This is a genomic window from Aeromonas sp. R2-1, assembly GCF_040908425.1.
Lineage (GTDB): Bacteria > Pseudomonadota > Gammaproteobacteria > Enterobacterales > Aeromonadaceae > Aeromonas > Aeromonas caviae.
The window spans coordinates 95322-113950 of the sequence record NZ_JBFODR010000030.1 but is presented as its reverse complement, the minus strand read 5'-3'; the positions used below and the strand labels follow the sequence as shown (position 1 = coordinate 113950).

14 protein-coding genes and 3 tRNA genes are annotated in these 18629 nt (G+C 63.8%); 11 read left to right on the top strand and 6 right to left on the bottom strand.

All coding sequences use genetic code 11. From position 1 onward, the window contains the following. Window positions 1-109: 109 nt before the first annotated feature. Window positions 110-1045 (top strand): LysR substrate-binding domain-containing protein, encoded by a 936-nt coding sequence (locus AB5Y80_RS10740; RefSeq protein ID WP_039041273.1) that lies wholly within the window; start codon window positions 110-112, stop codon window positions 1043-1045. A 73-nt stretch (window positions 1046-1118) separates the two neighbouring features. On the opposite strand, the gene AB5Y80_RS10735 is transcribed toward AB5Y80_RS10740, so the two are convergent. Both AB5Y80_RS10735 and AB5Y80_RS10730 read right to left on the bottom strand, forming a co-directional pair. Then, complete coding sequence (locus AB5Y80_RS10735) at window positions 1119-1907, bottom strand: siderophore ferric iron reductase (protein WP_368172904.1); 789 nt, start codon at window positions 1905-1907, stop codon at window positions 1119-1121. A gap of 62 nt (window positions 1908-1969) precedes the next feature. Beyond that, on the bottom strand, window positions 1970-4114 hold the full coding sequence (locus AB5Y80_RS10730) for a TonB-dependent siderophore receptor (RefSeq protein WP_368172903.1): 2145 nt from the start codon (window positions 4112-4114) through the stop codon (window positions 1970-1972). A 369-nt stretch (window positions 4115-4483) separates the two neighbouring features. On the opposite strand from AB5Y80_RS10730, the gene AB5Y80_RS10725 reads away from it, so the two are divergent. The 3 genes from AB5Y80_RS10725 to AB5Y80_RS10715 are packed head-to-tail and all read left to right on the top strand — an operon-like array spanning window position 4484 to window position 7623. Next, window positions 4484-4783, top strand: coding sequence for a hypothetical protein (locus tag AB5Y80_RS10725; RefSeq protein WP_368172918.1), 300 nt, complete (start codon window positions 4484-4486; stop codon window positions 4781-4783). Further along, the gene (locus AB5Y80_RS10720) at window positions 4722-6065 is read left to right on the top strand and encodes a diguanylate cyclase (RefSeq protein WP_368172917.1); all 1344 of its coding nucleotides are present in this window, start codon (window positions 4722-4724) and stop codon (window positions 6063-6065) included. Before AB5Y80_RS10725 ends, AB5Y80_RS10720 begins: the two co-directional genes overlap by 62 nt. Then, complete coding sequence (locus tag AB5Y80_RS10715; protein ID WP_368172902.1) at window positions 6055-7623, top strand: EAL domain-containing protein; 1569 nt, start codon at window positions 6055-6057, stop codon at window positions 7621-7623. The genes AB5Y80_RS10720 and AB5Y80_RS10715 overlap by 11 nt, the downstream gene beginning before the upstream one ends. Here AB5Y80_RS10715 and AB5Y80_RS10710 read toward each other — a convergent pair. Together AB5Y80_RS10710 and AB5Y80_RS10705 are read right to left on the bottom strand one after the other, a co-directional pair. Then, entirely contained in the window at window positions 7620-8519 is a 900-nt protein-coding gene (locus AB5Y80_RS10710) for a helix-turn-helix domain-containing protein (protein ID WP_368172901.1), read from the bottom strand. The genes AB5Y80_RS10715 and AB5Y80_RS10710 overlap by 4 nt on opposite strands. Window positions 8520-8635: 116 nt before the next feature. After that, window positions 8636-9535: a LysR family transcriptional regulator gene (locus tag AB5Y80_RS10705; protein WP_368172900.1), complete on the bottom strand. Its 900-nt coding sequence runs from the start codon at window positions 9533-9535 to the stop codon at window positions 8636-8638. Between the two features lie 100 nt (window positions 9536-9635). On the opposite strand from AB5Y80_RS10705, the gene AB5Y80_RS10700 reads away from it, so the two are divergent. From AB5Y80_RS10700 to AB5Y80_RS10690, 3 genes are all read left to right on the top strand, one after another. Then, window positions 9636-10274 (top strand): NAD(P)-dependent oxidoreductase, encoded by a 639-nt coding sequence (locus tag AB5Y80_RS10700; protein WP_368172899.1) that lies wholly within the window; start codon window positions 9636-9638, stop codon window positions 10272-10274. A gap of 347 nt (window positions 10275-10621) precedes the next feature. Continuing rightward, window positions 10622-11644 carry an isopenicillin N synthase family dioxygenase gene (locus tag AB5Y80_RS10695; RefSeq protein WP_368172898.1) on the top strand — a complete coding sequence of 341 codons (1023 nt, stop codon included), beginning with the start codon at window positions 10622-10624 and terminating at the stop codon, window positions 11642-11644. Between the two features lie 93 nt (window positions 11645-11737). Next, complete coding sequence (locus tag AB5Y80_RS10690) at window positions 11738-12901, top strand: PLP-dependent aspartate aminotransferase family protein (protein ID WP_323908172.1); 1164 nt, start codon at window positions 11738-11740, stop codon at window positions 12899-12901. Between the two features lie 84 nt (window positions 12902-12985). Here the strand turns inward: AB5Y80_RS10690 and folD are convergent, their stop codons facing one another. Continuing rightward, window positions 12986-13843, bottom strand: a complete 858-nt coding sequence (gene folD, locus AB5Y80_RS10685; RefSeq protein WP_010674955.1) for a bifunctional methylenetetrahydrofolate dehydrogenase/methenyltetrahydrofolate cyclohydrolase FolD — start codon at window positions 13841-13843, stop codon at window positions 12986-12988. 203 nt (window positions 13844-14046) lie between these two features. Between folD and AB5Y80_RS10680 the strand changes: the two genes are divergently transcribed. The 4 genes from AB5Y80_RS10680 (at window position 14047) to katG (ending at window position 17054) form a co-directional block, all read left to right on the top strand. After that, window positions 14047-14123: transfer RNA gene (locus AB5Y80_RS10680), tRNA-Pro, on the top strand. A gap of 36 nt (window positions 14124-14159) precedes the next feature. Next, window positions 14160-14236: transfer RNA gene (locus AB5Y80_RS10675), tRNA-Arg, on the top strand. 46 nt (window positions 14237-14282) lie between these two features. Then, window positions 14283-14358: transfer RNA gene (locus tag AB5Y80_RS10670), tRNA-His, on the top strand. 521 nt (window positions 14359-14879) lie between these two features. Beyond that, a complete protein-coding gene (gene katG / locus AB5Y80_RS10665) occupies window positions 14880-17054 on the top strand; it encodes a catalase/peroxidase HPI (protein WP_368172897.1) in 2175 nt (724 codons plus the stop codon). 86 nt (window positions 17055-17140) lie between these two features. On the opposite strand, the gene AB5Y80_RS10660 is transcribed toward katG, so the two are convergent. After that, complete coding sequence (locus tag AB5Y80_RS10660; protein ID WP_368172896.1) at window positions 17141-18583, bottom strand: HAD hydrolase family protein; 1443 nt, start codon at window positions 18581-18583, stop codon at window positions 17141-17143. Window positions 18584-18629 lie beyond the last annotated feature (46 nt).

Genomic DNA, 18629 nt, shown 5'->3' with positions numbered 1-18629 from the left:
ATCCAGATGTTTACACATCCAAAATGACAAGATAAGGTGATCTTGGCTATTGAATCCTCTTCAACTGGCTCTCAAGAATTTCTCAACTGACGCACAAAGGAGCAGTGCCATGGTCGCGCCCACCCCATCCAGCCCCCCTCAGAGCAGCAATCTGGGCATCGATCTCAAACACCTGAAGACCATCAGCGCCCTGGCCGAGCAAGGGTCCCTGGCCGGGGCCGCACTCACCCTCAACCTCACCCAGTCCGCCCTCTCCCACCAGCTCAAGGAGCTGGAGACCCGCCTCAATCTGGAGCTGTTTCTTCGAAAAAGCCGCCCTCTGGTGCTGACGGCGGCAGGCCAGCATCTGCTGGCCCTGGCCCGTCAGGTGCTGCCCGCCCTGGCCCAGACCGAGCGCCAGCTGGTCGCCCTGCACAGCGGCGAGGCGGGCAGGCTGCATCTGGCCCTCGATTGCCACAGCTGCATCCAGTGGCTGCTCCCGCTGTTGCCGGACTTTCGCCGCCAGTGGCCCGGCGTGGATCTGGAGGTGGAGTCGGTGCCGGGTTTCGATGCCATCAGTGCCCTGCTTGGCGGCCAGCTCGACCTGCTGCTCACCTCGGATGTACAGGCCCGCGGGGATCTTCACTTCGAGCCGCTGTTCGCCTTCGATCTCACCCTGGTGATGGCGCCGGATCACCCCCTCTGCCAGCAGCGGCGCATCGCACCGGACGATCTGCGGCCGGAGGTGCTGCTGGTCTACCCGGTGGAGCGGGCGCGCATGGACGTGTTCAGCCGTTTCCTGCAACCGGCCGGGGTGGAGCCCGCCCGCTGCAAGCCGGTGGACAACACCTCTGTCATGCTGCAGATGGCCGCCGCCGGGCTCGGACTCGCCGCCCTGCCCCGCTGGGCCAGCGAGGAGTTCGTGCGCCAGGGCCTGCTTGAGGCGCGCCCTCTCGGGGAGGGCATTCGCCGCCACATGTATGGCGCCGTGCGCGCCGCCGACAAAGATCAGGCCTGCCTGCAGAGCCTGTTCGAGCGCATCCGCACCCGGATGGCGGCCCAGTAAGCCGGACACAAAAAAGCCGCCAGGATCCGGCGGCTTTCATCACGGGTTGCCCGCGCAGACGAAGAGTCGGGTATCAGCACTCATCACCCCTCGCCCCACCCTGCCTTCGCGGGCAGTTGCCACAAAGCTCCCCATCCCGGCGCTTGTAGTGCAGGCAGCAGCGCTGGCGCACATAGCCCGGGAAGGCCTCGTCCCGGGGCAGCCCCGCTTCGCGCCAGCCCGTCAGATGTGCCGACGGCAGGCCACAGGATTCAAGCCAGAGGGGGGCATGGGCCCTGACCTCCTCCCGACTCACCTCCCCGAAGAAATCGGGTACCCGCACCAGGGCCGCCAGCAGATCGTCCGCCAGGAGCGGGCGCACGAAACCGGGGCGCAGCCGCTGCACCGTCCCAAGGAGGGTGAACTGCCCCTGCCAGTGCGCCTGGAGTCGCTCTCCTGCCGTCTTGATCAACACGCCGGCCTCCCCTCTGATCATGGGCTCGGCCGGCAGGGTAAAGCCCGACACCACGCCGGCCTCATGCCCCTGTCCCAGCCTGTCGAGGGCAGGCACGGCCTGATGGCGATAGACAGCCACCATGGCGAGATAGATGGATTGCCAGCAGAGCATGCCCCAGCTGCGGGTGAGCCAGTAGGCGGGCCCCGCCTCCGGGTGTGCCTGCTGCCAGTGCGCATGGAGGGCTGCGGCCACCTCGGCCGACGTCGCTCCGGAGGTATCCGTCAGTGGCGGGCGCACGTCACCGACCGCCACCAGGTTCCCCTTGAGGGACGGGATCAGGCTGGCCGCCGCCGCGAACAGGGCCTGGTGATCCGAGACGAGGGCGCGTTCCGCGTCCGCTTTCTCCCGGCCAAGGCCGCGCGGCACACCGCGCGCCCTCTCCTCGCCCATTCGTTGAAAGGGCCCCGGGCGCGTGCCGGGGCGCAAGGTCAGAATGCGTATTTGAGTCGCGCCTCCACGCTTCGCTCGGCCCCGAACCAGCAGTTGTTCTGGTCGTAGCAGGAGTAGTAGGTCTTGTTGAACAGGTTGCTGGCGCCAAGCGATACCCCTACCCCCTTCAGGCTTGCGCTGAGGGCGGCGAGATCGTAGGAGGCGGACATGTCAATCAGGAGGTAGTCCGGTACCTTGTCGGTGTTGGCGGCATCCATCTCGGCCTCCCCCACGTAGCGCAGGCCGGCGCCCACTCGCATCCCCTCGAGGTTGCCGCCGGGGTAGTAGTTGCTCCACAGCGACGCCATCTGTCTGGGGACCCAGACCGGCGTCTTGCCCTGCAGCGTGGTGGTGTCACGCGTGATCTCCATGTCCATCAGGGTGTAGTTGAGGGCCAGATCCAGCTGGCTGGTGAGATCGGCTCTCCCCTCAAGCTCGATGCCCCTGGAGACCGTCTCCCCGGTCTGCAGCTTGGGCCCGTAGACATTGTCCGGATCCGTCACCAGGGCGTTCTTCTTGGTGATGTGGAACGCCGACAGGGTCGCCGTCTTGCTCATGTCGTCGGAGAGGAACTTGACGCCCCCTTCCCACTGATGACCGGTTGCCGGTTTGAACGCCTGGCCCTGCTTGTCCGCCCCCGGCACCGGCTCGAAACTCTCGGCATAGCTCGCAAAGGGGGAGAAGCCGCCATCCAGCTCATAGAGGGCGCCGACGCGGAAGGAGAGGTTGTCCTGATCGATGTGGGCCAGGGACTGGCTGTCCGCCCCCTGATAGAGGGTCCGGCTGTCGGTGTCCATCCGGTAGCGGTCGTAGCGGGCGCCGCCGATGGCCACCAGCCGATCGAGGCGCACCTGATCCTGCAGATAGACGCCGGTCTGGGACTGACGGATCACCTTTTTATCCTGGTAGTTGAAAGTGAGTGCCTCTGGGACTATCTGGCTATGATTCGGGTTGAAAATGTCGATGCTGGGCGCCGAGTAGTCGAGGGTATCCCGGTAGAGGATATGGGCATCCAGGTACTGGTAATCGACCCCAAGCAGCAGGTTGTGCTGGGCAGAGCCCGTCTGTACCTTGCCCGCCAGCTGGTTGTCGATGACAACGCCCCGGGACTCTTCATCGGTGAGATAGGCGTTGCGGGCCAGGGTGCGGTTGTCCGCCGCCAGGGCCGCGTTGTAGGTGTTGCGCTGATAGGCGGACGCATCCATGTAGCGGGCATTTTGCAGCACCTGCCAGCGCTCGTTGAAGTCGTGGCTCAGCTTGTAGCCCAGCAGGGTCACGTCCCGGTTGTACTCGTTCCAGTTCTCGTCGCCAAGGAAGGTGTCGCTGCCAAGCTGCCCCAGGGGGTTGGACTTGGCCGAGCCGCTGGCGGGCACAGTGGTGTAGATGCCGGCCTCGGGATCCTTCTGGTAGTAAAGGTTGAGGTTCAGCAGGGTGCGCTCGCCGAGCTGCCAGTCCAGGGACGGCGCAAAGACGTAGCGCTCCTCCTTCGAGGTCACCGCCTGGCCATCCTTCTCCCGGGCCAGTCCCACCAGCCGATAGGCGAGCTGCTCGTTGATGGCACCGGTGCTGTCGAGGGTCATCTCCTTGAGGGTGCCCGTGCCGGTCGCCACGCTCACGTTGTGCTTGCTCTCCCGCTGGGGGAGCTTGGCGATGAGGTTGACCATGCCGCCGGGGGGCATGCTGCCATAGAGCACCGATGTCGGCCCCTTGAACACCTCCAGCTGCTCGATGGCCACCGGATCTATCTGGGGTTGCAGGTTCCAGTCGTTGTACTGGAGCAGCAGGCCGTCATAGAAGTTCTGGTAGTTGTCAAAGCCACGGATGTTGAACAGATCCAGCCGGTTGACCGCCCCGCCCCGCAGCTCGGTGTTGACGCCGGGCACGTAGCGCAGCGCCTCGCTCACCGAACTGACACCGCGCAGCGACAGGGTCTCCCCATCCACCACCGAGATGGCCTGGGGCGTCTCGATGGGGTCGAGCCGGGTCTTGGTCGCGGTGTTGCGATAGGTCTGGCCGAGCACGGTCAGGGTCTCGTCGGCGGTGGCCGTATCCTGGCTGTCGGACGCGGCGGCCTGTACAGAGCCTGCAAGCAGGGTGGAGATGGTCACGGCGACCAGGGTCAAAGGGGGGTGAACAAGCTGCATCTGATCCTCGATTACTTACTGCATGTGAATAGTAACAAATATCATTTGCATTTTATTGTTCTATTTTGCCCCGATATTAACAATTTGGGGCATGTTGGCGGGGAAGCGGGAAAAGCGAGGGTAGCAGGCATGCCATCTCCTATCGGAGGCAACATGGCAACGTCGTCGAGGCTCTCTGAGAGGGTCCATCATGGCCGCCTGATGAAGGTCACCGCCTTCACTTTCACAGCCAATCGGCAAGTAACCATCACATATTCAGAACATGGCGGCATTTTCACCCCCATATTCACACTCATCAGACAAGTATGGTCGCGTTCTCCCTCCCCTTGTTGATCCTGGTCAATCGCTATTGATAAAGGAGGCGATAGCATGCCCACCCTTTTATCAGCCCTGATTGAGACAATACCAAGCCATCAGCACACGCCTATGAATGAGACCGCCCACCAAAATCTGCACTGCGATACCCAGCTCAACTTCACCTTCGGAGTCATCATCCTGACCCTGCTTATCGCCCTGATGGCCGTCAGTGTCAGCATCCGGACCTCTGCCGAGCGCAAGTACCACAAGGTGGCGGCCATGTTCGTGCACAACATGTGCGACCCAGTCCATCGAGCCACAGTTCAAGTCACTGGAACATGTCCTCAACGAAACGGGCAGTGTCATCGATGAATCAGGCCTGGATGCCTTCCTCAATGAGGATCACACGCCCCTTGGCCTCTCCCTGATGCAAACGTTGGCGCTCACCCCCTATGTGAAGAGCATCCTGCTCGCCGATCCGCAGGGGCGGTTCAACTCCATCCCCCATCTGCCGGTCGGGGAGCACGTTGATGCCAGGGAGCGCCCCTGGTTTCTCGCGGCCGCCGTGCGAACCCTCTTCGTGCACTACACCGACCACTACACCAGCAAGTTCGATGACAAGAGCCGCAGCGTCTCCGTCTCCCGCCCCCTGCTCGACAAGGAGGGGTTCTTCCTCGGCACCCTGGCCATGAACGTGGATCTCGAGCAGATGAGCTATCCCCTGCGTCAGCTCATGAGCCCTCTCAAGGGGGAGTTCTACCTGGTCGATCGGGCGGGCGACATCCTGCTGCATTCGGATGTGGGGAACCTGTTTCGCCATCGCGTGGACCGCCGGCTCATCGAGCAGATGACCAACGGCGCCGACCACCTCTTCGATGCAAAGCGCCAGACCCACCTCTACTACTACTCCTTCTCCAACCCGGACTGGTTCGTCATCTATGCCGTCAGCGATGCCAGGTTCAAGGAGGTAAGCAGCAGCGAGTCCCACCAGCTCCAGATCACCCTGGTGGGCTGCATGCTGATCTGCCTGCTCTGCTGGTGGTCCTTGCGTCATGTGCTCAGCAAGATGATTTTCGAGATCATCGCCCTGATGCGCACCGGACGCATCCACGCGGGCAAACCGGGGGATCAGTTGCACCAGGAGATCCAGAACAGCCATCGCCAGATGCTGGAAGCCGTGGAGGCGTCCAACACGGATGCCCTGACGGGTCTGTTCAATCGCCGCTGCTTTGACAAGGCACTCGACGACCAGCTGATCGCCGGCCGCCCTTTCTGCCTGGGGTTGATCGATCTGGACAACTTCAAATCCATCAATGACACCCACGGCCACCCGGTCGGTGACGACGTCCTGCGGGCGGTTGCCCGGGAAGGGCGGCAGATTGCAGGCCAGGAGGCCACCCTCTACCGCTACGGCGGCGAGGAGCTGGCCATCATCATTCCCGGGGATGACAGCACCAGAGCACTGACGATGCTCGAGCAGTGGCGCACCCAGGTGGCACAGCGACCATGGCGCGAACCGGACCTGGTGGTGACCTTCTCTGCCGGGCTGGGACTGTGGCGACAGGAGTCCGCCGAGCAACTGCTGGCGCGGGTCGATCAGGCGCTCTATCAGGCCAAGGATGCCGGCAAGAATCGGGTGCACCATGCCGACTGATCCCCTTGCACAGCGTCTGCGTCTGGCCATCGTGCTCGGGCTCCTCTTGCTGGTCGGCCTCACCGCCCTCAACCTCCTGCAGGCGGCCAGCGGCCTTCGCAAGGACAACGCGCGCAGCCTGAACCATGCTAGGGCCATGATAGAGAGTGCCATCAACGACAGTCAGTCCCTGGTCAAGGCCGCCCACCCCCTCGCCATGGGCCGCTGCCAGGATGAGCAACTGGCCCTGCGCGACCTCATCACCGCCTCCCCCTATGCGCGGGCACTCTATGTGCTGGAGGGGCAGCAACTGCGCTGTACCACCCTGCACAGGCCCATCCTCACCCGGGATATTCCCCGTGGCCCGGCGGGCAACCAGACGCTGATCCTCGCCAGACACAGCCCCATCACCGGGCAGACCGCCATCCTCTACCGTCAGCCATCCGGCGATCGCACCCTGCTGGCGGAGCTGGACGGCTTCCACATCTTCGGCGCCTTGCAGGCCGTGATGGGAGAGGACAACCTCTTCTTCCTCCTCGGGGACCAGGCCCTCGATGGCCACGGCAGGACCCTGCCCGCAGCCCGCCTGCTGGAAGGGGGACAGCGTCTGCAACAGAGCGAGCCCACCGCTCATCCCTATCGCCTGGTGGCGCTCAACGGTTACAAGGAAGTGCTGGCGTTTGCCTGGGCGTACAACCAGGAGAACCTGCTTGCCGCCCCTGTGCTGGCGCTGTTGCTGGGGCTGCTCACCTTCTATCTGAGGGGGCGCAGCGGCTCCCCTCGCAGCGAGCTTGCCAGAGCCATGGCGGCCCGGGAGTTCATCCCCCATCTGCAACCCGTGATGGACAGGCAGGGGCGCCTGCGCGGTTGTGAAGTGCTGATGCGCTGGCGTCATCCCACACAAGGGATGATTGCCCCCAACCACTTCATCCCCCTCGCGGAGGAGTGCGGCTACATAGTGCCGATGACCCGCCAGTTGATGGCCCAGACCCGGGATTATCTGGTCGGGGTGGCCGACAGGCTGCCCCCCGGCTTTCACGTCGCCGTCAATGTCTGCGCCCAGCACTTCAAAAACCAGGACATCGTCGCCGAGTGCCGCGACTTTCTTCGCGCCTACCCGGGCCAGGATCTGCGCCTGGTGCTCGAGGTGACGGAGCGGGAGATGGTGGATGCGGACGAGCAGACCCGCGCCATCTTCGATGCCCTGGACGAGCTGGGCGTGCTCATCGCCATCGATGACTTTGGCACCGGCCACTCCAGCCTTTGCTATCTGCAGATGTTCCATGTGGACATCATCAAAATCGATCGCAGCTTTATCAAGGGAATGAAAGAGGAAGGCCCCTCCCGCCATATCGTCGAAAACATCCTGGATCTCGCCCATCGCATGGGGCTGGCTCTGGTCGCCGAGGGGGTGGAGACCCAGGAGCAGGTCGAGATGGCACGCCACTATGGCATCGACTACCTGCAGGGCTTCTACTTCGCCAAGCCGCTGCCACCGGCCCAGTTCACTGATCTCCTGGCCAGCGCCACACGCCCGGAGCCATCCCGGCGCCATGCCGGGATGAGCCTCCTTCCCTAACGGGGGGCGACGGGCAGCCAGTACTCCATGGTGGCGTCGGGCTGCTGGCCGTCAAAGCCGGGGGCATAGCGCTCCAGTTCGAAACCGTCCAGCCCCCGGTATGCCGACTCCGGCAGCCAGTGCAGGATGAACCAGTGCAGGCTCTCCCCCAGCTGGGCAATGGGTCCTTTGTGGGTGAGCACGGCATACTCCTGAGCCGGCACGTTGAGACTCGACAGGCCGGGGGGCGTAGGCGCCGTCGTGGCCACTCCGGCCCAGTAAGGCAGCCGCTCCCCTGCCCCCGACACGTCCACCACCCCCAGCCATTCCCTCGACAGGTCCAGCGCCCCCGTCTCGCGCAGCGCTCGCCAGATGGCGGGCACCGTCTGCTGAAAATCCGGTGAGGCATCGAACAACCCCCGGATCGTGCCCCTGACCCCCTGCAAGGTGAACGGCGGCAGGCTCTCTATGCGCACCTGCACCAGGTTGGGAGAGGCAGAGCGGGGGACCGCCGCCCGCACCAGGGGCGTGCGCAGCCCCAGCCGCAGGCCCCGCTTGCGATACGCCAGCGGCGAGCAGCCAAATTGCTGCTTGAAGGCGCGGCTGAAACTCACTTCGGAGCCAAACCCGTGATCCAGCGCCACATCCAGCACCCGCAGCCGGGTGGAGAGCAGCGCCTCCGCCGCCATGCTCAGCTTCAGCTCGCGCACATAGTGAGCCACCGTCTGGCCCGTCTCATGCAGGAATACCCGTTGCAACTGCCAGCGGGACCAGCAGCTCTGCCGGGCCAGCGCCTCCAGGGAGAGCGGCTGATCCAGATTGGCATGGATGTAGTCGAGCACTCGCTCGATGCGGGTGAGGTGGGCGCGCGCCTCGGGTGCCGGCTCACGGAGTGGGTGGGGAGAAGTCGGTGTCATGATGCGCTTGAGACCACACCAGCAGAGGGCGCTCTGGCCCGGGAGGGCCACATTAAACAGGGGTGTCGCGCCGACCGCAAGGCTGGCGCACCGCCTGGCTATTCATCCCGCCCCGCTCAGGGTAGACGGCTCTGGCCATGCTCGGCAAAGTGGCTGCGAAGGGCGCTGATCACCCGCCGCACCTTCTCCGGGATCTCCCGCTGGGGGGTGATGGCATGGATCTCCATGGGAGGGGCCAAAAAGCCCGGCAGCAGCGCGAGCAATCGACCGGTGGCGAGATCTTCTTCTATTTCACCTTCCGGTTGCAGCGAAATCCCCTGCCCTGCCAGGGTGAACTGGCGCAGGGGCAAGACGTTGTTGCACAGCACCCTGGGCTTGGGCTTGACCTTGTGGGCCTCCCCCTTCTCGTCCAGCAGCAGTATCCCGCCCCCCAGCATGTCCGAGGCCAGCCAGTCGTGGGCCAGCAGATCCGCCGGGCTGCGCGGCGTGCCCTTGCGTGCCAGATAGGCGGGCGAGGCACACAGCAGCATCCGGGTCTGACCCAGCCTGCGTGCCACCAGGGTGGAATCTTCAAGCGTGCCGACCCGCAGCGCCACGTCGATGCGATCCTTGATGAGATCCCGCTTCTCGTCGTCGGCAATGATCTGGATGCACAGGCCGGGGTGAGCCTGCAGCAGCGGCGAGAGCGCCCGCGCCAGGGGCTGACCGGCCATCCCCACCGGCGCGGTGATCCGCACTTCTCCGAGCAGGCTGTCGCGCACCTCCGAGAGGCGCAGCTCGGTGTCGTTCAGGGTCTGCTGCAACGACTGGCAGCCCTGCCACACCACCTCCCCCGCCTCGGTCAGGCTGAGACGGCGGGTGGAGCGGTGCAGCAGGGGCAGACCGAGCTGGCTCTCCAGTTGACTGATATGCTGGCTGACGGCGGACGGGGTCATGCCGAGGGCCTTGGCGGCACCGGTCATGCTGCCCGCCTCCACCACGGCGGCGAAGATGGTGTAGCGTCTGAGCTGATCCATTATGAAGCCTTGCTTACAAGTGAATGCAATTTTAAGTGGATTATTAAATCACACTCGGGGGCGTAGGATAACCCCATTCCCACAGTGAAGGAGAATTCCCATGAAGATTGCCCTCATCGGTGCCAGCGGTTTTGTCGGTTCAGCCATCCTCCAGGAGGCCGTCAGCCGCGGTCATCAGGTCACCGCCATCGTGCGTGACGTGAGCAAGGTCGCCGCTCACCCGCAAGTCACCGCCGTGGCGGTGGACGCCCAGGACAGCCTGGCACTGGCCAGGGTGCTCAAGGGGCACGATCGGGTGATCAGTGCCTACAACCCGGGCTGGAGTGCCCCGGACATCTACGATCAGTACCTCAAGGGGGCCAGCGCTATCGTGGCCGCCGCCGTCGCGGCCAACAGCTGGCTGCTGGTGGTCGGCGGTGCCGGCAGTCTGGAAATCGCCCCGGGCGTGCAGTTGGTGGACACCCCGGAGTTCCCGGCAGAGTGGAAGCAAGGGGCCCTCGCGGCCCGGGATGGTCTCACCGCCCTTCGCCGGGAAACCACCCTCGACTGGCGTTTCGTCTCCCCACCCGTGTTCCTCGAACCCGGCGAGAAGCGCGGCGGTTACCGCCTTGGCACGGATCAGGTGCTGTTCAGCGGCGAGCAGCCCGCCGGGATCACGGTCGGCGATCTGGCGGACGGGGTGCTGAACGAGGCGCAAGCACCGGCTCACCTGCGCCAGCGTTTCACCCTGGGTTATTGAGGAAAGGCGCGCCAGCAACCCTTCCCATGACAGTCACACGGAGGGAGGCGGATGCCTCCCTCCGCCTTTTCTCTCCCGCGTCTATCCCGTCACGCCAATGTCGCTCTCGCCCGGTACGGCAGATCGCTGCCTGAGCCGCCCGTTGCTCGTTCCATTCGCTCAAGTCCGAATTCCATTTCGAATTTTGTATATAACTAAGAATATTTTGTTGCTTCCACCTTATAACCTCGAACAGTAGCATCACCCTCAACCCAAACGGCGCCACTCAAGAAGAGTGCGCCCCGGTTTAGCAACACCCCGCACGCCGGGGCACGCAGACCCCGTTCACGGAAAGTGAGGAGATGCCCATGACCACCCCATCATTGCCGATCATCGATCTCGCCGCCCTCAAGGGCACCCCGGCTGCACGCAGCCAGATGCTGACGCAGCTTGGCCAGGCCGCCCGCGAAGTGGGCTTTTTCTATCTGGTGGGCCATGATCTGAGCGAATCGGCGCGCCAGGAGACCCTGGCGCTCGCCGCCCGCTTCTTCGCCCTGCCACTTGAAGAAAAACTGGCGGTGCAGATGGTCCACTCCCCCCACTTTCGCGGCTACAACCAGGTGGGGGCAGAGCTCACCCGGGCACGGCCGGATCTGCGGGAGCAGTTCGATATCATGAACGAGGCCCAGGCCCTGCCTGTGGCGCACATTCGTGAACCCTGGCAGCGCCTCATCGGCCCCAATCAGTGGCCCGCCGCCCTGCCCGAGATGAAGACACGTCTGCTGGCATGGCAGGATCGACTGAGCGACATCACCCTCACCCTGCTGGACGCTTTCGCAGAGGTGCTGGGGCAGCCCGCCTGCGTATTTGACGAGAGCATTCGCGGTGCCCCCTACCAGCACATGAAGCTCATTCACTACCCCGGACAACCGGAAGGCAGCAGTGGTCAGGGGGTAGGTGCCCACAAGGATCCCGGCTACCTGACCCTGGTGATGCAGGACGATCACTCCGGGCTCGAGGTGGAGACGGCGGATGGCTGGATCCCCGCGCCCCCCTTGCCGGGCGCCCTGGTGGTCAACATCGGCGAGCTGCTGGAGCTCGCGTCCGACGGCTACCTCAAGGCCACCCTGCACCGGGTGGTGAGCCCACCTCCCGGGGTATCGCGCCTCTCCTGCGCCTTCTTCATGGCGGCAAGGCTGGATGCGACTGTGCCACTGCTTAGCCTCTCCCCCGAGCTGGCGGCGCTGGCCGAAGGGCCCCAGAGCGATCCCGCCAACCCGCTCTTTTATCAGGTGGGGGAAAACGTGCTCAAGGGGAGGCTGCGCTCCCACCCGGATGTGGCGGCCCGCCACTATGCAGGCGAGCCGCAGCGCGAGCCAGCGCTAGCCTGACAACGCCGCCACACCACATTAGAAAAGGGGCGCGACGGCGCCCCGGATAACACAAGCAGTCGGGCAACAACCTGGCAATGACGGAGTACAAAAATGAAATTCAAGACCATGAGCGTGCACAGCGGCCAGCGGATCGACCCCCAGACCGGTGCCCTCACCACCCCGCTCTACCAGAGCAGCACCTTCAGCTACTTCAACGCCCAGGCGGGCAAGGAGCGCTTCGCAGGTCAAGCCCCCGGCTTCATCTACAGCCGCTTTGGCAACCCCACCACCGCCGAGCTGGAGCAGAAGCTGGCAGCCCTCGAAGGTGCAGATGAGGCACTGGTGGTGGCCAGCGGCATGGCGGCGGTGAGTGCCATCATGTATGCCCTGGCCGACAGCGGTGATGAAGTGGCCTATATCGGCCCCCTCTACGGCGGCACCGATGCCTTCCTCAAGCAGACCTTCAGCCGCGCCGGCATCAAGATCACCGCCTACGAGAGCGATCAGGCGCTGCTGGCCAACATCCGCCCCGCCACCAAGGTGGTACTGTTCGAAACCCTGACCAACCCCACCCTCAAGGTGGTGGATCCACGGGTGGTGGTGGAGGCGGCCCGCAAGGTGGGTGCCATCACTGTGTGTGACAACACCTTCCTTACCCCCTACCTGCTGCGCCCGCTCGAGCTTGGCATCGACATTGTCATGCACAGCGGTACCAAGTACCTGGGCGGCCACGGCGACATCATCGCCGGGGTGGTGGCGGGCTCTCACGCGCTGATGAAATCGATTCGCACCGTGGCCCTCAAGCACATCGGCTCTCCCATCGGCCCGCAGGAGGCCTACCTGCTGCAACGGGGGGTCAAGACACTACCCCTGCGCATGGATGCCCACCTGCACAACGCCCAGAAGGTGGCCGAGTTCCTGGATGCCCACCCGGCGGTGAAGAAGGTAATCTACCCGGGCCTTGCCAACCATCCGGGCCACGATGCCCTCGGCGCCTTCGCCAGCGGCTTTGGCGGCATGGTGAGCATCGAGCTGGAAGGCGGGTTTGAGCGCTGTGCCACCCTGCTCGACAACCTGCAGCTGTTCGTGCAGGCGGTGAGTCTGGGCGATCTCGAGAGTCTCGCCTGCCATCCGGCCAGCACCACCCACGCCGCCATGGACGAGGCGAGCCGCCTCGCCGCCGGGGTCAATGACGATCTCATCCGCTTCAGCATCGGGGTGGAAGACGCCGACGATCTGATTGCCGATCTGGCCGCCGCCCTGGCCCTCCTCTGATACCCAGTAGCGATCCGGGGGAGTGACGCAATAAAAAAAGGGAAGGCAATGCCTTCCCTTTCTCTTTTCTGCCCGGCGCCCTCATCAGGCGTCGTGGTAATCCTGGCAGGCGCTCAGGGTGTTCTCCATCAGGCTGGCGACCGTCATGGGGCCCACGCCCCCCGGTACCGGCGTGATGAAGGCGGCGTGATTGCGCGCGGTCTCATACTCCACATCTCCCACCAGGGAGCCGTCCGCAAGGCGGTTGATGCCCACGTCGATCACCAGGGCACCGGGTTTAACCCACTCCCCCGGAATGAAGTTGGGCTTGCCCACCGCCACCACCAGCAAGTCGGCCCGGCGCACCTGGGTCTCCAGATCCTGGGTGAAGCGGTGACAGGTGGTGGTGGTGCAACCGGCCAGCAGCAGCTCCAGCGTCATGGGGCGCCCCACGATGTTGGAAGCCCCGACCACCACCGCATGCAGACCGTGGGTCTTGACGCCTGTGGTCTCGATCAGGGTCATGATCCCCTTGGGGGTGCAGGGTCGCAGCGCCGGGATGCGCTGGGCCAGACGACCCACGTTGTAGGGATGGAAGCCATCAACGTCCTTGTCGGGACGAATGCGCTCCAGTACCTGGGTGGTATCGCAGTGGGCCGGCAAGGGCAACTGCACCAGGATGCCGTCCACTTCCGGATCCTCGTTGAGCTGGTCGATCAGGGACAGCAGCTCCGCTTGTGTCGCCGTGGCGCTGAGGTCATAGGAGCGGGAGACAAATCCCACCTCTTCACAAGCGCGACGTTTGCTGCCCACATAGACTTGGGAGGCCGGATCCAGCCCCACCAGGATCACCGCCAGACCCGGTGCCCGTTTCCCCTGCGCCAACCGCTGTTGGACTTGCGCGGCGACCTGATTGCGAATCGTTTGCGCAACCTGTTTTCCATCAATGATTTTGGCAGACATCGTTCTTCACTCACCATGTGTTCAACTGCGGCGCATTGTCGCATTTTTTTGGCGCGGGTGTTAGCGGCTCTCGCAGGGAGGGCAATAAGTAGGCACTTGAATTTACTGGCGGAAAAAGTCGTTGACGCTGACTTTGGCGCTTGGGTATGATGCCCGCCCGTTGCCCAGTGGTGCCGCCGAAGGTATGCTGGATGGCGAATTTTCGGTGATTAGCGCAGCCCGGTAGCGCATCTGGTTTGGGACCAGAGGGTCAAAGGTTCGAATCCTTTATCACCGACCAGGTTCATCGGGAAATCCCCGGATTTCTTGATACAACGCGCCCTTAGCTCAGTCGGATAGAGCAACGGCCTTCTAAGCCGTGGGTCGCAGGTTCGAATCCTGCAGGGCGCGCCATCGATACAGATGAGTTTGATAGCTGTATCGAAGGCAGATTTCAGTGGTGGCTGTAGCTCAGTTGGTAGAGTCCCGGATTGTGATTCCGGTTGTCGTGGGTTCGAGCCCCATCAGCCACCCCATTATTCCCCTCCAGGCTGGGATCAGCCTGATGAGACAGCAGCACGCTGTCTGTTTGGACCGGCCACTGGCCGGTCTTTTTGTTGCTGCGCCGCCCGCTTTTTGGCGCAACGCCCCCACCCCATCCTCTGGCGCTCGGTGCCCTGCTCAGGACGCAGTCCGGACCGCCGTCACAAAAATGGGGTTTTCTGCCCCGCTCAAGACAAGCCCTCCTCATGCCATGACCCAGCGCAAGTCCAGGTCTGCTCCCTCGTGTTATGGATAAAAAGATTGATAACACGGCTGCCAGGGCGCTCCTTCCTTCTCTTATCCCTTGTACAGGAGCAGCCAAATTCGATGGCACCGATTCATCTTTTCGTAATACGGTCATCCCATCCTTAATCAATTAGCTGAAATATAAGGAGTTATTGATATCCCCCCGATGCCGGTCCAAGGCCCAGCCTGTCAGATGCCCCGCCGGTTGCAGGAAAAGTTCCCATACTGAGTTGTCTGCATTGCACATGACTGCCAAGGAGAGACAGAGATGAGTGAAGAAAGCAAATGCCCCTTCAACCACACCGCCGGCGTCGGCAGAACCAATCGAGATTGGTGGCCGAACCAGTTGCGGCTGGATCTGCTGCATCAGCATTCCCCCGGCGCCGATCCCATGGACAAGGACTTTGACTACGCCAAGGCCTTCGCGAGCCTGGATTACAAGGCACTCAAGAAAGATCTGGTCAAGCTGATGACGGATTCCCAGGAGTGGTGGCCGGCGGACTTCGGTCACTACGGCCCCCAGTTCATCCGCATGACCTGGCATGCTGCGGGCACCTATCGCACCACCGACGGTCGCGGTGGCGGCGGCCGTGGCCAACAGCGCTTCGCCCCCCTCAACAGCTGGCCTGACAACGTCAACATCGACAAGTCCCGCCGCCTGCTCTGGCCCATCAAGCAGAAATACGGCAACAAGATCTCCTGGGCCGATCTGCTGATCCTCGCCGGCAACGTCGCCCTGGAGACCATGGGTTTTCGCACCTTCGGCTTTGGCGGTGGGCGGCCCGACGTGTGGGAGCCGGATCAGGACGTCAACTGGGGGGATGAAATTGCCTGGCTCGGGGTCGATCCCGATCGGGTCAAGGGCGATCGCGAGCTTACGGCCCCCTTCGGTGCCACCCACATGGGCCTCATCTACGTCAACCCGGAAGGGCCCAACGCCAGCGGCGATTACATGGAGGCTGCCAAGGACATCCGTTCCACCTTCGGTCGCATGGCCATGAACGATGAAGAGACTGTGGCCCTTATCGCGGGCGGCCACACCTTCGGCAAGGCCCACGGCGCCGCGCCCGAATCCCACAAGGGGCCAGAGCCGGAAGCCGCGCCTCTGGAGGCCCAGGGCCTCGGCTGGATGAGCGACTTCGGCAGCGGCCATGGCAAGGACACCGTCTCGAGCGGGCTCGAAGTAACCTGGACCAAGACACCGGCCCTGTGGAGCAACAACTTCTTTGAAAACCTGTTCAACTACGAGTGGGAGCTGACCAAGTCGCCTGCCGGCGCCAAGCAGTGGGTGGCCAAGGATGCGCCCGAGATCATTCCCGATGCGCACATCCCGGGCAAGTTCCACAAGCCGACCATGCTCACTACCGACCTGACCCTGCGCTTTGACCCCGAGTTTGGCAAGATCTCCCGCCACTTCTACGAGGATCCGCAGGCCTTCGCCGATGCCTTCGCCCGCGCCTGGTTCAAGCTGACCCACCGCGACATGGGTCCCATTGCCCGCTACCTGGGGCCGGAAGTACCCAAAGAGGAGCTGATCTGGCAAGACCCCATCCCCGCCGTCAATCATCCCCTGATCGATGACAAGGACGTGGCCCTGCTCAAGGAGCAGATCCTGGCGACCTCCCTGTCCGTGGCCGAGCTGGTGTCGACCGCCTGGGCTTCCGCGTCCACCTTCCGTGGCTCTGACAAACGCGGTGGCGCCAACGGTGCCCGCATCCGACTCGCCCCGCAAAAGGATTGGGCCGTGAACCAGCCTGCCCAGCTTGCGAAAGTGCTTCAGGCCCTCGACGGGATCCAGCAGACCTTCAACGCTTCCACCACCGGCGGCAAGCGGGTCTCCCTCGCCGATCTCATCGTGCTGGCGGGCGGCGTGGGGGTCGAGCAGGCCGCGAAGAGAGTCGGTGTCGCCGTGACCGTGCCCTTCACTCCGGGCCGGATGGATGCCTCCCAGGCCCAGACAGATGTGGACTCCTTCGCGGTGCTCGAGCCCCTCGCAGATGGATTTCGCAACTACGCGGGCGAGTGCGCGGGCTTCGCGGAGACCATGCTGATCGACAAGGCGCAGCTACTCACCCTAAGTGTCCCCGAGATGACGGTACTGGTGGGCGGTATGCGGGTGCTCGGCACCAACGCGGGCAACTGCCACGGGGTCTTTACCGCCGCCCCGGGTACCCTCTCCAACGACTTCTTCGTCAACCTGCTCGATATGGGCACGGAGTGGAAGCCGGCGGCTGGCAGCCAGGGAGTCTATGAAGGCCGTGATCGCCAGAGCGGCAAGATGAAGTGGACCGGAACCCGGGTCGATCTGGTGTTCGGTTCCAACTCCCAGCTGCGCGCCCTGGCAGAGGTCTACGCCAGTGCGGATGCCAAGGAGAAGTTCGTGAAGGACTTCGTGGCGGCCTGGACCAAGGTGATGAACCTGGATCGCTTCGATCTCGCCTGATGACGCTGGCAGGTGCCCCGTTCCCGACGCCCCGGGAACGGGGCGTTTTTTATCCCCGGCCTCTCCCCACTCTTCTCGCGGCGGCATCAGCCGGCGGTGATGACGGTGCAGCCCTCCCCTTCGAACGTCTTGACCAGGACCGGATCCTGCCGGGTGCAGATCAGGTAGTCGAGATCCGCAGCGTGCAGGAAGGGGTAGGAGGCCAGGGACTCCAGCTTGTCGTCATTGCACAGCACCGCCAGCGAGCCGCAACGCTCCGCGACCCGGCGTTTGAACTCGCTGTCCTGGTAATGCACGGCGCTGAAGCCGAGATCCGAGGACCAGGCACAGACCCCCAGGAAACCGAGGTCGAAGCGGAACTTTTTGATGCCCTCGGCCGCCGCGATATCAACGGCCCCGCCGACCAGCGGATCCTGCTCGCCACCGATGAGGATGGTCCTGATGCCGGGTCTCTCCAGCAGCCGGCAGGCGATGGCCGGGCTGTTGGTCACCACCGTCAGACCCTGGTGTTCCGGCATGAGGGATGCCAGTAGCAGGTGGGTGCTGCTGGCATCCAGGAAGATCAGCTGGTTCGGTTTGACCAGGCTCAGGGCGGCCACGGCCAGGGCCTGCTTCTGCGCCACATGCTGGGTACTGCGTTCGGTCAGGGTCCCCGTCTGGGGCGACAGGGAGATGGCGCCACCGTGAATGCGCTTGCAGCGCCCCTCATCGGCCAGATAGCGCAGATCCCGCCTGATGGTCGCCTCCGTGGTGCCCAGCGGCTCCGCCAGCTCCGCCGCCATCACTTTGTGGTGCGCGGCCAGCAGATCCAGAATGAGGAGCCGTCGCTCCTCCGGTGAATACTTGTCCATGGTGTTCCCTTGTAATGGCCGGGCGATCATCGCCCGGCCCGCCTCACGCCCCCTGCCTCTGCCTCTGCAGTGCGAGCAGTTGCAAGATGGTATGCATGACGGCGTCTTCATCGTTCGAGCGGGTGATGAAATGGGCGGCGTCCTTGGTCCGTCGTGGCCATTGCGCATGGCGAAACTGAAGTCGGCGCACGCCATCAGCTCGATGTCATTGAGCCCGTCGCCAAAGACCAGGGTCTCATGACGACCGGCGCCGACCAGCTGCTGCAACCTGGCCACCGTTGTCCCCTTGTGCACGCTGGCATTGGCGATGTCTATCCACTGCTGGTCGGACGCCACTATGTAGGCCTCGTCATCACACTCGCCAAGCTGGCCCCGCAGATCCAGGCAGCAACCCTGCTTGTCATAGAGGGTGATCTTCACAACGTCCGCGGTGATGTCACCAAAATCGGCGACCGTCTGCACCTGGGTGTAAGAGCGGCGCACCAGGGCTTTCAGATGATCCGGCACCGCCTCCCGGATCGCCGCGCAGGCCGCCGTGCAGGCGATGACGATATGCTCGCCCGACAGATACGCCAACCAACGGATGATGACCAGGCCCTGGGCGTTGTCCAGCAGCGCCTCGACCCGGTCGACCTGTTTTCCCGTGCAGGGCGCAAACTCTATCCCCTGCTGCGCCATGGCGGCAACCACCTCGGCGAACAGGGCTCGGTTGTCATCCCCCCTG

What these genes read in the sequence shown, in the direction of transcription:
- AB5Y80_RS10740 (WP_039041273.1), top strand. Translation starts at nt 110, where the DNA reads ATGGTCGCGCCCACCCCATCCAGCCCCCCTCAGAGCAGCAATCTGGGC.
- folD (WP_010674955.1), bottom strand. Translation starts at nt 13,843, where the DNA reads ATGTCTGCCAAAATCATTGATGGAAAACAGGTTGCGCAAACGATTCGC.
- AB5Y80_RS10730 (WP_368172903.1), bottom strand. Translation starts at nt 4,114, where the DNA reads ATGCAGCTTGTTCACCCCCCTTTGACCCTGGTCGCCGTGACCATCTCC.
- AB5Y80_RS10695 (WP_368172898.1), top strand. Translation starts at nt 10,622, where the DNA reads ATGACCACCCCATCATTGCCGATCATCGATCTCGCCGCCCTCAAGGGC.
- AB5Y80_RS10725 (WP_368172918.1), top strand. Translation starts at nt 4,484, where the DNA reads ATGCCCACCCTTTTATCAGCCCTGATTGAGACAATACCAAGCCATCAG.
- AB5Y80_RS10710 (WP_368172901.1), bottom strand. Translation starts at nt 8,519, where the DNA reads ATGACACCGACTTCTCCCCACCCACTCCGTGAGCCGGCACCCGAGGCG.
- AB5Y80_RS10700 (WP_368172899.1), top strand. Translation starts at nt 9,636, where the DNA reads ATGAAGATTGCCCTCATCGGTGCCAGCGGTTTTGTCGGTTCAGCCATC.
- katG (WP_368172897.1), top strand. Translation starts at nt 14,880, where the DNA reads ATGAGTGAAGAAAGCAAATGCCCCTTCAACCACACCGCCGGCGTCGGC.
- AB5Y80_RS10660 (WP_368172896.1), bottom strand. Translation starts at nt 18,583, where the DNA reads ATGGCGCAGCAGGGGATAGAGTTTGCGCCCTGCACGGGAAAACAGGTC.
- AB5Y80_RS10715 (WP_368172902.1), top strand. Translation starts at nt 6,055, where the DNA reads ATGCCGACTGATCCCCTTGCACAGCGTCTGCGTCTGGCCATCGTGCTC.
- AB5Y80_RS10705 (WP_368172900.1), bottom strand. Translation starts at nt 9,535, where the DNA reads ATGGATCAGCTCAGACGCTACACCATCTTCGCCGCCGTGGTGGAGGCG.
- AB5Y80_RS10690 (WP_323908172.1), top strand. Translation starts at nt 11,738, where the DNA reads ATGAAATTCAAGACCATGAGCGTGCACAGCGGCCAGCGGATCGACCCC.